Origin of the sequence: Klebsiella huaxiensis, from assembly GCF_003261575.2 — a bacterium.
GTDB classification, from domain to species: domain Bacteria; phylum Pseudomonadota; class Gammaproteobacteria; order Enterobacterales; family Enterobacteriaceae; genus Klebsiella; species Klebsiella huaxiensis.
In genome coordinates, this window is sequence record NZ_CP036175.1 from 2,675,955 (window position 1) to 2,688,713 (window position 12,759).

11 protein-coding genes and 3 tRNA genes are annotated in these 12,759 nt (G+C 50.9%); 4 read left to right on the top strand and 10 right to left on the bottom strand.

Annotated elements, in window-relative coordinates:
* Nucleotides 1–75: 75 nt before the first annotated feature.
* The 3 genes from DA718_RS12835 to DA718_RS12845 are packed head-to-tail and all read right to left on the bottom strand — an operon-like array spanning nt 76 to nt 3,764.
* Nucleotides 76–1,047: a PTS transporter subunit EIIC gene (locus DA718_RS12835; RefSeq protein WP_227016001.1), complete on the bottom strand. Its 972-nt coding sequence runs from the start codon at nt 1,045–1,047 to the stop codon at nt 76–78.
* A 7-nt stretch (nt 1,048–1,054) separates the two neighbouring features.
* On the bottom strand, nt 1,055–2,719 hold the full coding sequence (locus DA718_RS12840) for an alpha-glucosidase (RefSeq protein WP_112214421.1): 1,665 nt from the start codon (nt 2,717–2,719) through the stop codon (nt 1,055–1,057).
* A gap of 46 nt (nt 2,720–2,765) precedes the next feature.
* Nucleotides 2,766–3,764, bottom strand: a complete 999-nt coding sequence (locus DA718_RS12845; RefSeq protein ID WP_112214430.1) for a LacI family DNA-binding transcriptional regulator — start codon at nt 3,762–3,764, stop codon at nt 2,766–2,768.
* A 190-nt stretch (nt 3,765–3,954) separates the two neighbouring features.
* Between DA718_RS12845 and DA718_RS12850 the strand changes: the two genes are divergently transcribed.
* Both DA718_RS12850 and DA718_RS12855 read left to right on the top strand, forming a co-directional pair.
* Complete coding sequence (locus DA718_RS12850; protein ID WP_112214420.1) at nt 3,955–4,446, top strand: GNAT family N-acetyltransferase; 492 nt, start codon at nt 3,955–3,957, stop codon at nt 4,444–4,446.
* Nucleotides 4,447–4,509: 63 nt separating this feature from the next.
* The gene (locus DA718_RS12855) at nt 4,510–4,887 is read left to right on the top strand and encodes a RidA family protein (RefSeq protein ID WP_112214419.1); all 378 of its coding nucleotides are present in this window, start codon (nt 4,510–4,512) and stop codon (nt 4,885–4,887) included.
* 145 nt (nt 4,888–5,032) lie between these two features.
* Here DA718_RS12855 and DA718_RS12860 read toward each other — a convergent pair.
* The 4 genes from DA718_RS12860 to mdtK form a co-directional block, all read right to left on the bottom strand.
* A tRNA-Val gene (locus tag DA718_RS12860) sits at nt 5,033–5,109 on the bottom strand.
* 4 nt (nt 5,110–5,113) lie between these two features.
* Nucleotides 5,114–5,190: transfer RNA gene (locus DA718_RS12865), tRNA-Val, on the bottom strand.
* A gap of 4 nt (nt 5,191–5,194) precedes the next feature.
* Nucleotides 5,195–5,271 (bottom strand) — tRNA-Val (locus tag DA718_RS12870).
* Nucleotides 5,272–5,592: 321 nt separating this feature from the next.
* Nucleotides 5,593–6,966, bottom strand: a complete 1,374-nt coding sequence (mdtK, locus tag DA718_RS12875; protein WP_112214418.1) for an MdtK family multidrug efflux MATE transporter — start codon at nt 6,964–6,966, stop codon at nt 5,593–5,595.
* Between the two features lie 231 nt (nt 6,967–7,197).
* Here mdtK and DA718_RS12880 point away from each other — a divergent pair, with 231 nt between their 5' ends.
* Nucleotides 7,198–7,833: a riboflavin synthase subunit alpha gene (locus tag DA718_RS12880; RefSeq protein WP_112214417.1), complete on the top strand. Its 636-nt coding sequence runs from the start codon at nt 7,198–7,200 to the stop codon at nt 7,831–7,833.
* 123 nt (nt 7,834–7,956) lie between these two features.
* On the opposite strand, the gene cfa is transcribed toward DA718_RS12880, so the two are convergent.
* Both cfa and punC read right to left on the bottom strand, forming a co-directional pair.
* Nucleotides 7,957–9,105 carry a cyclopropane fatty acyl phospholipid synthase gene (gene cfa, locus DA718_RS12885; RefSeq protein ID WP_112214416.1) on the bottom strand — a complete coding sequence of 383 codons (1,149 nt, stop codon included), beginning with the start codon at nt 9,103–9,105 and terminating at the stop codon, nt 7,957–7,959.
* Between the two features lie 298 nt (nt 9,106–9,403).
* The gene (punC, locus tag DA718_RS12890) at nt 9,404–10,588 is read right to left on the bottom strand and encodes a purine nucleoside transporter PunC (protein WP_167492871.1); all 1,185 of its coding nucleotides are present in this window, start codon (nt 10,586–10,588) and stop codon (nt 9,404–9,406) included.
* A 121-nt stretch (nt 10,589–10,709) separates the two neighbouring features.
* On the opposite strand from punC, the gene punR reads away from it, so the two are divergent.
* Nucleotides 10,710–11,621, top strand: coding sequence for a DNA-binding transcriptional activator PunR (punR, locus tag DA718_RS12895; RefSeq protein ID WP_112214414.1), 912 nt, complete (start codon nt 10,710–10,712; stop codon nt 11,619–11,621).
* A gap of 18 nt (nt 11,622–11,639) precedes the next feature.
* Here punR and purR read toward each other — a convergent pair whose 3' ends face one another.
* Nucleotides 11,640–12,665, bottom strand: coding sequence for an HTH-type transcriptional repressor PurR (gene purR, locus DA718_RS12900; protein ID WP_110273968.1), 1,026 nt, complete (start codon nt 12,663–12,665; stop codon nt 11,640–11,642).
* Between the last annotated feature and the right edge of the window lie 94 nt (nt 12,666–12,759).

Consider the following 12,759-nt stretch of genomic DNA (forward strand, 5'->3'; position numbering starts at 1 on the left):
AGTTCGTTAACAACAGCTATCGATTGTTCTGTCCAACCACTAAAAACGGCGCTCCTGGACGATATTTGTCGATTTTTAGTTATCTAACTTCATAATGAACATATGATGCATCCCGGTCATCACCGCAATCGGATAGATAAAACCAATTAACAATCCGCCAATACCTGCCGGTAATGTCAAAAATTGCTGGATGGCCATTACAGCATAATGTTCAAAACCATGTACCAGCGGCCCTAGAATTAATAAGGCGATGGCGACCGCGATCAGAATGACAATAAATGGTGTAAAAATAAGATCCATAGAATTAGGCATCACCCGGCGGAAAAATATTTCCAGTTTCGCGCCGATAATACCGGTGATGAGCGCGGTCAGAATCGACCCCTGATAACCCACCAGCGGAATAAAGCCAAAAACATAAATAGGACTGCTGTTGCCATACGCTACGTCGTAGGCGTTCGGTAGTGCGGGAGAGACCAGCATCAGGCCGATCAAAAAGCCGATAATCGGGGTTCCGCCAAACTTCTTAAACGCCGACCAGCAGATAAATGCCGCAAGAAAGGCAAAGGCGGTATCGCAAAGTACCGTGGTCAGCGTTTGCAGGGCCACGGGAATATCCGCGACGCTGCCGCCAAACCAGGCCTGCACCGTGTCATTAAAGATAACGCCCTTCAGGCCGAGGAACAGACCGGTTGCCCCGAGCACCGGTACTATCGGCACAAAGACGTCGGATAAATTGCGTATCCCTCGCTGTAAGCGTCCTGTGCTTTGCTTCGTCATCTCATCTTTGCTGACTTCGGCGACTTGATATTCGTTAACGAACTCCTGGTAGACTTTATTCACAATGCCGGTACCAAGGATTATCTGATACTGACCCGAATTATAAAAAACGCCTTTCACTTCGCTAATGTTGCGGATTTTTTCATCATCAATTTTTTGCCGATCTTTCACCTGCAAACGTAAGCGAGTGGCGCAGTGCGTCGCGGAGGCAATGTTTTCCTTGCCAATGGTATTAACAATTTCGATGGCAATATTTTTATATTTGTTCATCTTTAACTCATTCCTTCACGAGAATGGTCTGATAGGGTTGCAGGGTTGCGCCAATATCGGCGTAATTATTGAGGAGCACTTCGCCCGCCGGAAACGTAAAAGGCAGGTGTTGGGCACTTAAATTAGTGATAGAGACAAAGCGTTGGGTGTCCGTTTTCCGTTCATAGGCCACGATGCGGTCGTCTACGTTCTCTATCGGCGCGAATGAACCGTAGATAAGCGCTTGCGGGTAGCGCTTATTTCTTAAGTCGATCATCGTTTGATAAAAAGAGAAAACGGAATGTTCATCAGCAGCCTGGCTTTGCGCATTGACGCTAAAGTCAGGTGCGGAGAAAGGCAGCCAGGGCTTCGCGCCCAGGTTAAAGCCAGCATTAACGCCATCGGACCACGGGAAGGGGGTTCGTGAGTTATCCCTTGAGCGCTGGTTAATAAAGCCTAAAGCCTGTTCGCCGGTAAATCCTTCCGCCAGAGAGCGATGGTAGTTATCCAGGCTTGAAATATCATCAAATTCATCAATGCTCGTGCGCTGGAAGTTTTTCATCCCCAGTTCCTGGCCCTGGTAAATAAACGGCGTTCCCTGCATGAAAAAATACATACCGGCTAGCGCCTTGGCACCAATCGCATTTTGATACTCAACGTCGCGGATGAGTTTTGACAGCGCGCGCGGCTGGTCATGATTTTCAATAAACGTCGTTCCCCAGCCGGTCTGGCAAAATGCCCGCTGACTGGCAAATAGCGCTTCTCTGAATTCGCAAATACGCCAGTCGCGCTGTTTAAACCACTCTGAACCGTTTTCGACATCGATATCCGCAGCGTGGAAATCAAAGATCATATCGAAGTAGCCATTGGGGCCAATATAGCTATCATACTCATCCAGAGGGACGCCCGGCGCTTCGCCCACGGTTACGCAGCGGTGGCGGTTGAACGTTTTTTCTTTCAGCTCATTGAGAAATAACTCAATCCCCGGTCGATTACGTGATTTACTTTTAATGGACGCCAGGCCATCAACGCCATCGGCAGGCAAAGAACCGTAGTCCTGATCTTTTTTAATAAACGTAATTGCGTCAATACGAAAACCGGCAATGCCTTTATCCAGCCACCAGTTGACCATGGAGTAGATTTCCTCACGCAGTTGAGGATTTTCCCAGTTCAGGTCCGGCTGTTTTTTATGGAAAACGTGAAGATACCAGGTCTCTTCGCCCGCGACTTTTTCCCATGCGCTGCCGCCGAAGATGGAGCGCCAGTTATTCGGCGCGCCCCCCGCAACTGCGGGTTTGAAAATGTAGTAATCACGATATTTTGAGTGAGGGTCAGCAAGGGCCGCCTGGAACCAGGGATGTTCGTCACTGGTGTGGTTGACCACCAGGTCGATCATTACCTGTATTCCCATTTCTGACGCCTGCTTGATAAGGTCGTCAACATCCTGCATTTGGCCTAAATCAGGGTTCACCGCATAGTAGTCGGCAATATCATAACCATTGTCCGCCATCGGTGACTGATAAAAGGGCGAGACCCAAATCATGGTAATACCTAACTTCTTGAGATAAGGCAGTTTGGCAATAATACCTTTGATATCACCGATACCGTCGTTATTACTGTCATAAAAGCTTTTTGGGTAAACCTGATAAATAACGGATTCTTTCCACCATGCGGTCTGTTGCGGCTGGTTCATAGCTTCTCCTTGGTATGAAATCGATACCATATTGCGATAAAAAAAATTAAGCGGATGTCCTGACGATTAATTCAGACTGCAAATCTTCTTCATCATAGCGATATTGAGCGTGGTTAATCATCGCCAGCAGGCGCTCTACGGAAATTCGGCCTAGCTGTTCAATGGGCTGGCTGATGGTGGTCAGTGGAATAGGGATCATCTCGGCAATGGGTAAATTATCAAAGCCCATAACCGCCAGTTCACCGGGAATGCTGACCCCTTTGGCTGAAAGCGCGGAAATTAATCCGCAGGCGACTTCATCGCTACCGGTAAAAATAGCATCAGGGCGCTCGCTTTTATCCATTTTCAGGATTTGCTCAGCCAGATGCCGCCCGTCGCGGTAAGTATGAAGATGGCGGAAAATAAGATGATCGTGAATTGGCTGATGTGCGCTTTGCATAGCGGTAATAAAGCCACGGTTTCGTCTGCTACCGTGCCCTTTTTGCTCAAAGCTCCCGCCCGTAGAGTAGGCGATTTTTTGATAACCTTTGTTGAGCAGCCAACTGACCGCATTGTAGGTTGCCAGTTCGTCATCCACCTTAACAACCGGCAGACTGGTGTCATCAATGCTGGTGTTGCACAGCAGAATAGGGCCATATTTCTGATATTGCTCGATGACGTTTTTATCGTTCTCAACGGCACATAAAATAAGACCATCAATAATCTTTTTCTTCAGTAGATCGAGGCAGCTTTCCTCTTCCCCTGCGCTGTCATGGTTTTGCACGATCAGTACTGAATAGCCATGCTTGCGTGCGGTCACCTCAAGGGCATCGACCAGGCTGGCAAAATAGGGGTTGGTTATCCGTGAGATCAGTATGCCAATCCGGTGGGTTTTCACGCCACGCATCTGCTGTGCGACGGTGCTCGGCTCATAATCCAACGCCTTCATCGCAGCGAGGATTTTTTCCTTTTTATCTTCAGAGATATAAGGATGATTATTCAGGAAACGAGAAACCGTCGTTACCGATAAGCCTGCTTTTTCCGCTACGTCTTTTATGGTTGCCATGGTTTTTATGAAATCGATATCACATGGGCGTAAAATATTTTTTGACGTCATCTAAGTCAACTGTATTTTTAGAAAATATGATCTGATTCACAATAAGATTGCAGGGTGCAAGAAGCTTACCCGCGTGCGTGAGGGCGACTTAAAAGGTGTATTATGTGGGTCACAAAATGGATGCTGAAAAGGAAAAACGATGTCTACACCCATCTTTCGCCAGGCGACGCTCGCCGATGTTGATCGCTGCTATACGATAGAAATCACCGCCTATGAAGGCGATGAGGCCGCGACCCGGGAAAAAATCGCCACCCGTATTAATCGTTACCCGGAAGGTTTTATGTGCATGGAACTGGACGGCGAAGTGATTGGATTTATCAATGCGGGCTGCGCCTGGGACGTGGTGATGTCGGATGAAGAGTTCAAAGAGCTTATTGGACACGACCCCGCGGCACCGAATGCGGTCATTATGTCGGTGGTGTTAGATCCTGATTTTCAGGGGCAAGGCTATTCATCGCTCATGATGCGCGAATTTGTCTCTCGCATGAAAGCCATGAACAAGCAAACTATCCATTTAATGTGCAAAGACCGGCATGTCGATCTTTACGCGCATTTTGGCTACCGCTATATCAGACCTTCTGAGTCCGATCATGGCGGCATGGCCTGGCATGAGATGATAATGGAGCTGTAAAAGAAACTACACAGACGTTAAGCCGCAACAGGGGGGCTGGTTCCCCTCAATAAGGAAGTCAGTATGGGTATGATAGAACGAAAGAATTATCCGCAATTGGGTGAGGTTAAGGCCCCCTACGTCCACTCGGTAAGGCATGGTAACACGCTCTATATTTCAGGACTGACCGCGTTTGGCACGGCTGCGCAGCGTTCAGGCATTGCCGGACAGGCTGAAGAGATCTTCAGCCAGATCGGAAAAATCGCCAGCGCAGAAGGCACGGATTTTTCAGCCCTGATTAAGGTGACCATATTCATTACTTCTTTTGAAGAGATCGACGAGCTGCGTGAAGTGCTCTACCGACACTACGGCGCCAGCTTGCCTGCCAGTTCTCTGGTTGAAGTTAGCCGCCTTTTTTCACCCGATCTCAAGATAGAAATTGAGACTGTATTTGGCCTCTGACTGATAGTTTATCGCCGGACGGCCTGATAGGTTTTTGCCGAATGTAGAGACAAACTGATGAATCAATAGATTTTGTCAGGCACGATGATGAGGATGGTGAAGTAAAATCGGGATGAAGAAGAGAGGGAATAACCAGAAAATAAAATGGTGCGTCTGAATGGACTCGAACCATCGACCCCCACCATGTCAAGGTGGTGCTCTAACCAACTGAGCTACAGACGCATTATGGTGCGTTTAATTGGACTCGAACCAACGACCCCCACCATGTCAAGGTGGTGCTCTAACCAACTGAGCTATAAACGCATTATGGTGCGTTCAATTGGACTCGAACCAACGACCCCCACCATGTCAAGGTGGTGCTCTAACCAACTGAGCTATGAACGCAATGTTGCAGTGGCAACGGGGACGCATATTAGCGGCAGGGAGGGGTTGTGGCAAGAGGCAAACGTCACTTTTCTTCCAGATTTCACGCGATCGCAGAAGTTTTATCCATGTTGCTTATATTTTACTGATGCAAAAGAAGATTTCTTCGTCGATTACGGACAACGGCGCTCAATTAGCGCCGTTGTCATATACCCGTCATACTTCAAGCTGCTTATGTGTTGGCTACGCTCGCTCGCCCCAGTCGCATAGTTATCTATGCTCCTGGGGACTCACTCCCTTGCCGCCTTTAAGCAACTCGAATTATTTAGGGTATAGATCGGATTAGCGCGCCGCGCGCTGCAAAATCACGCTGGAAGGCTGACGTTGCAAAAAGCGCATACGCAGCATCATCATGATGGCCGCAGAGGTTAAACCGATAATAAATCCGCACCAGAAGCCTGCAGGGCCCATGCGCGGAACCACGACATCGGTTAATGCCAGCAAATAGCCGCTTGGCAGTCCCAGCACCCAGTAGGCGGTAAAAGTGATAAAAAAGATGGAACGCGTGTCTTTATAGCCACGCAGGATCCCGCTGCCGATGACCTGAATCGAGTCGGAAATCTGGTAGATCGCGGCTAACAGCATTAACTGGGAAGCCAGCGTGATGACCTCAGGATTGTCGTTATACAACAGCGCGATTTGCTTACGCATCAGGACAGTAAAAACTGCCGTGATAACCGCCATGCACACCCCGACACCAACGCCGGTTCTTGCTGACGTTTGCGCTTCCAGGGTTGAGCCCTGACCAAGGCGGAAACCTACGCGAATGGTCACTGCCGCCGCAAGAGACAGAGGCAGAACGAACATCAACGAGCTGAAGTTAAGGGCTATCTGGTGTCCGGCCACGTCGACAATGCCCAGAGGGGAGACCAGCAGCGCGACGACGGCGAACAGGGTCACTTCAAAAAACAGCGCCAGCGCAATCGGCAGACCCAGTTGTACCAGTCGCTTGATGACTTCGAAATCTGGTTTGCTGAACGGCTCTGGGCTGCGAATATCACGCATTGAGCGTGCCCGGCGAACCCAGGAGATCATGCTGAAAAACATCACCCAGTAAACCGAAGCTGTTGCGACGCCACAGCCAACGCCGCCAAGTTCCGGCATCCCGAAGTGACCGTAGATAAAGATGTAGTTAACCGGAATGTTGACCAGCAGGCCGATAAACCCCATGACCATTCCAGGTTTAGTTTTTGCCAGGCCTTCGCACTGGTTACGTGCGACCTGGAAGAAAAGATAGCCCGGCGTACCCCACAGCAGCGCGCGCAGATAGCCAACGGCTTTATCTGCCAGCGCTGGGTCGATGTTATGCATCGAACTGATGATGTAACCGGCATTCCACAGCACAACCATCACCAGAACAGAGACGAAGCCCGCCAGCCAGAATCCCTGGCGTACCTGGTGGGCAATACGGTCACGACGACCAGAACCATTCAATTGGGCAATGACCGGAGTCAGGGCCAGCAGCAGACCGTGGCCGAAGAGGATCGCCGGTAACCAAATCGAGGTACCAATGGCGACCGCCGCCATGTCGGTGGCGCTATAGCCGCCTGCCATAACGGTATCGACGAAGCCCATAGCGGTCTGGGCAACCTGAGCCAGAATAACGGGTATAGCCAGTGCTAATAACTGACGCGCTTCAATAAAGTACTTCTGCACGTGAACACCTTTATCTTGTTGTTATTTTGAGACTAAAAAAGCCGCCCAGTATGGCAGCAAGAAGAAAAAAGCAGAGGGATTTGCCAGACTATTGTAGCGAGGATTAGCCATTTAGCCAGTGAAAAAATCCCAGTGCACGTTGTGCGCTGGCAACCTGTTTTGCCACCTGTTATTGTTCCGCATAGCCTAAAACGGTAATGATACCGTCACGAATTTATACAGGAGCAAAATATGTTTACCGGTATTGTGCAGGGGACCGCGAAGGTGGTGTCCATAGACGAAAAACCCAATTTTCGTACCCATGTAGTGGAGTTGCCTGAGCATATGCTTGCGGGGCTCGAAACCGGGGCGTCAGTGGCGCACAATGGCTGTTGTTTGACCGTCACCGGGATTAACGGCCCTCGGGTGAGTTTTGACCTGATGAAAGAGACGCTGCGTATAACCAACCTGGGCGCGATCCGTGAAGGCGATTGTGTGAACGTTGAGCGGGCGGCAAAATTCAGCGATGAAATTGGCGGCCACCTGATGTCCGGTCATATTATGACTACTGCGGAAGTGGTGAAAATTCTAACCTCGGAAAATAATCGTCAGATTTGGTTTAAGGTTCAGGACCCTACGCTGATGAAATATATCCTCTATAAAGGATATATCGGTGTTGATGGGATTAGCCTCACCGTGGGTGAAGTGACGCCAACACGTTTTTGCGTGCATTTGATTCCCGAGACGCTGCAACGTACAACGCTTGGCGCGAAAAAACTGGGCGACCGGGTCAATATTGAAATTGATCCGCAGACTCAGGCGGTCATTGATACCGTTGAGCGCGTGTTGGCAGCAAAAGACGCCGCGCTGAAAGCGGCGGCAGAGTAATTTATTCGACAGCCCGGTTGACGTGGCCGGGCTGTCGTTTTAGGCCATAAAGATCAAATCTTTACTGCCGTCGCGGTGAGTAAAAAAGAAATCCCTGCGCCAGCGGCGCAGGAGGGACAGCGATTAGCGAGCCACGCGTAGGCCGTGTTCGACACCGCGAGAAAAAACCACCTGCCAGAGCTGAATATCGCGGGCGCGAAAAGCACCAGCACAGGCATTCAGGTAATAGCTAAACATACGTTTGAATCTTTCCGAATAGTTGTCAGCGATTTCCGGCCAGCTATTGAGGAAACGCTCATACCATGCCATTAGCGTGGTGTCATAATCGGCACCGAAATTATGCCAATCTTCCATCACGAAATGCGTTTCACTGGCCTGTGCGATGTGGCGTACCGACGGCAGACAACCGTTGGGGAAGATATATTTATTAATCCACGGGTCGACGCTATGGTCGGTTTTTTTCGAGCCGATTGTGTGCAGCAGGAAACGACCGTCAGCTTTTAAATTACGATCCACCACGTCAAAATAGGTGTCGTAATTTTTAGGCCCGACATGTTCAAACATACCTACGGAAACAATGCGGTCAAAACTATCATGCAAATCGCGATAGTCCTGGAGCAGAATTGTTACGTCCAGCCCTTCACAACGCTGCTGGGCCATCTTTTGCTGTTCGGCTGAAATAGTGACACCAACAACGCTGACCTGGTAGTTTTTAGCCATATAGTAAGCCAGACCACCCCAGCCGCAGCCAATATCCAGCACCCGCATTCCGGGTTCAAGCTGCAGCTTTTGGCAGATCAGATCTAATTTTGCCTGCTGTGCATCTTCCAGATTCTGCGCATCTTTCCAGTACCCGCAGGAATATTGCATAAAAGGGTCGAGCATGCGGCTGAAAAGATCGTTACCTAAGTCGTAATGTTCTTTGCCGACTATCCAGGACCTTTTTTTACTTTGCAGATTGAATAAGCGAGCGCTCGCGATGCGGAGGGTATCTTTAAAATGGTGGGGAAGTTGACTTTCCAGCCCGGCACGTAAGACTTTATGGAAAAATAAATCCAGCCGCTCACAATCCCACCAGCCGTCCATATAGCTCTCTCCCAATCCCAGCGACCCTTCTTGTAAAACGCGCTTAAAAAAGAGGGGGTTTTTAATCCGCAGATCGGAGGGGGCAGGACCGTTAATTTCGATGCCCGCACGGCCTAATAATTCAGCGACAATCCGGTACCAATCATCATTTGGTACGCTTACTTCTTCTATACACGATGAACTCATAGCTTCTCCATCACGCCCAAGTGATCAGAACCTTAAAACAGCGTAGACGCTTTTCTGGCTTTGTGAGAAATCTCACGGACAATCCGTGAGGCTGCTATCCGACGTAGAACAGAGGAAGGGAGATAACCCTTGCCGAAAGGCCTTCCATGGAGAAACGGGACGCATCCTGCTCCCGTTAAATCAATTAATCTTTCTATTTATGTGATGCCGGATCCAGTATAGGCCGCTAAAAACAGGCTTTCAATAAAAATATGTTAGCAAGCTAATTACTGGACCTTAACACTATCTGAAGATTACCTTAAGCATGTGACGATTCTGTTGCCAGCGCAGTGGCCTTGTACTGCATACGGTAACCGATACCGGCCAGTACAATGGAGATAAGCATCACGCTGGTGGTGGTTTGCAGCGGTGTTGCTATCAGCGTAGAAACCAGCAGACTGGCGATAAAGCAAAGACCCAACTGTAAGGTATTTTGCAAAGCTGCGGCGCGACCGGTCGCCTGCGGGAACGGCTTCAGCGCCTGAGCAACGACGATAGGATAAATACCGCCATTTACCACCGCCATTGCGCAGAACGGAATCATTAATCCGACAAGCGTGGCATTAGCCTGTAAACCTACCAGCCAGGTAGCGGCAACGCTGATGGAGAAAATCACCAGCAGCCACGGCAGGATCTGCTGCCCTGACCATTTTTGTAAAGCCGCACGGCAGCCGTAACCGCCAACCAGAAACGCAATAGTTTGCGGAACGTAGCTCAGGCCGATAACGGTCGGGCTGTAGCCCATCTCGTGAAGAATAAATGGCGAGCCGGTCAACCATGCGAAAAAGCTGGCGGAGCAGGCGGCATAAATCAGCACGTTGCCGCTGTATTCGCGCGAGCGTAGTAGGGCAAGGAAAGTCAGCTTCTGCTGGGTGCTGACAACCGTCTTTTTCGCCGCTTTCAGGCGCAGGGCAGGCAGCATGAGTAACAGGGTTATCGCGAACAGAACGGTGAAAATAGCCTGCCATTCGAAATGAACCAGCAGCCAGCTGCCGAGCAGCGGCGCCAGTGCTGGAGACAAGCCCACCAGCGGCATAATGGCGGCAAAAATACGGTTTGTGCGATGGGCTGGGTAGTAATCGGTCACCATCGCTTGCCAGGTCACGGCGGCGGCGCAAACGCCAATCGCCTGAATGAAGCGCAGCGCCAGCATCAGTGTGGCATCTTGCACCCAAAGCATCCCCAGACAGCCGATAGCGAAAATGACCAGGCCGCTTAGCAGTACCGGCTTGCGTCCGTAACGGTCGGAGAGCGGCCCCCAAAAAAGCTGTCCAATGGCAAAGCCTGCCAGGAACAAGCTCAGGCTGGCGCTGACTGAAGCCGCTGAAGTATTGAGATCTTGTTGGATCGCGGCGAAAGCCGGCAGATACATATCGGTGGCCAGAAAGCCGAGCACGCTGAGCCCGGCCAGCCAAACTAAAAATCCTTTCCCAGGTTGTTGCAATTGTTGCATAAAATTCTCTTGTTATTGATGCAGGTACGGTGCGGCAGAGTGTAGGGAGTGCATTCGGGCTTGTGAAACGCTAATATTTGTCAGGTGGATTCAAAAATTTTGTAGGCAGAATATGTGGTCAGAATACTCACTTGAGGTGGTTGATGCTGTCGCGCGTAACGGCAGTTTTAGCGCAGCGGCGCAGGAGCTACACCGCGTACCTTCAGCGGTGAGTTATACCGTGCGTCAGTTGGAAGAGTGGCTGGCGGTTCCGCTCTTTGAACGCCGTCACCGCGATGTCGAGTTAACCCCGGCCGGGGTCTGGTTTTTGCAGGAAGGGCGCTCTGTTATCAAAAAAATGCAGATCACTCGTCAGCAATGCCAGCAGATAGCCAACGGTTGGCGCGGGCAGCTATCCATTGCCGTCGATGACATCGTCAAACCGGCGCGCATGCGGCAAATGATCGTTGATTTCTATCGTCATTTTGATGATGTTGAACTGATTGTCTTTCAGGAGGTATTCAACGGCGTCTGGGATGCGTTAGCCGATGGCCGCGTGGAATTAGCTATCGGTGCGACGCGCTCAATTCCCGTCGGTGGGCGCTATGCGTTTCGCGATATGGGGATGCTGAGTTGGGATTGCGTGGTGGCCAGCGATCATCCGTTGGCGAAAATGGACGGCCCGCTAAGCGACGATGTGTTACGCAACTGGCCGTCGCTAGTACGGGAAGATACTTCGCGCTCGCTACCGAAACGCACGACATGGCTGCTGGATAATCAGAAGAGGGTGGTGGTGCCAGACTGGGACGCTTCCGCGACCTGCCTCAGCGCAGGGTTGTGTGTTGGCATGGTGCCAAAGCATTTTGCACAGCCGCGAATTGATAGCGGAGAATGGACGGCTCTGGCGCTGGAAAACCCATTCCCTGATGCGGCCTGCTGCCTGACGTGGCAACAAAGCGACGCTTCACCGGCGCTGATGTGGCTGCTGGATTACCTTGGCGACAGTGAAACGCTGAACAGGGAGTGGCTGCGGGCGCCGGAATAGCCGGCGCCGCGAGGAGAATTAACGGCGATAATCGACAAACGGGCCGTCGGCCACGGATCGACGTTCGACCAGGCGCGGATGTACTTCAATAGACTGGGAAATTTCGCGCTTGTTGACGATGCGGTCCAGCAGCATATTGAAGGCCGCTTCGCCCAGAGAATCTTTTGGCTGATGGATGGTGGTCAGCGCCGGGCTGAAGTAGCGGGCGTTGCGCACATTGTCATAACCGATCAGCGAAATATCCTGCGGCACGCGCAGACCCATTTCATCAGCCGCACAGATAGCGCCCATCGCCATGATATCCCCGCCGCAGAAAATCGCCGTCGGGCGATGGTGCTGGCTGAGGATTTGCTGCATCGCGCGGTAGCCGGATTCCGGCTCGAAATCACCTTGCACTACCCAGTTTTCAGGAACGTTGATCTGCGCTTCTTCCATCGCTTTCATAAAGCCGGCCAGGCGGCCGGCACCGGTGTTACGCTCAAGCGGGCCGGGGATCACACCAATTTCGCGATGACCGCGTTCCACCAGATAGCGCCCGGCAATATAACCCCCTTCGAAGGCGTTATCGATAACCGAGTCGGTAAAGTCGGCTTTTGCTTCACCCCAGTCCATCACGACCATCGGAATATGGCGATACTCTTCCAGCATGCTCAATACCGACTCAGGATACTCAGAACACATCACCAGCAGGCCGTCCACGCGCTTCTGCGCCATCATTGACAGGTAGGCGCGCTGTTTCTCCGGATCGTTCCATGCGTTGCCGAGAATCAGGGTATAGCCCTTCTGGAAGCAACTTTTCTCAACGGATTCGATAATTTCGGCAAAATAGGCCGCTTCACTGCTGGTCGCCAGCAATCCGATAGACTTAGTGTGATTAACCTTCAGGCTGCGAGCAACGGCGCTGGGGGAGTAGTGCAGTTCTTTAATCGCAGCCCACACAGCGTTGCGCGTCTCTTCCGCAACGAAACGCGTTTTGTTAATTACATGTGATACTGTTGTAGTGGAAACGTTTGCGCGCTTCGCTACATCTTTAATAGTTGCCATTACTTCTCACTCCAGACCTTGACCTGATCGTCCGTTTATCGGTACGTAAACGTTTGCCTGTACACACCCTGATGCCAAAATTAATCATTACATC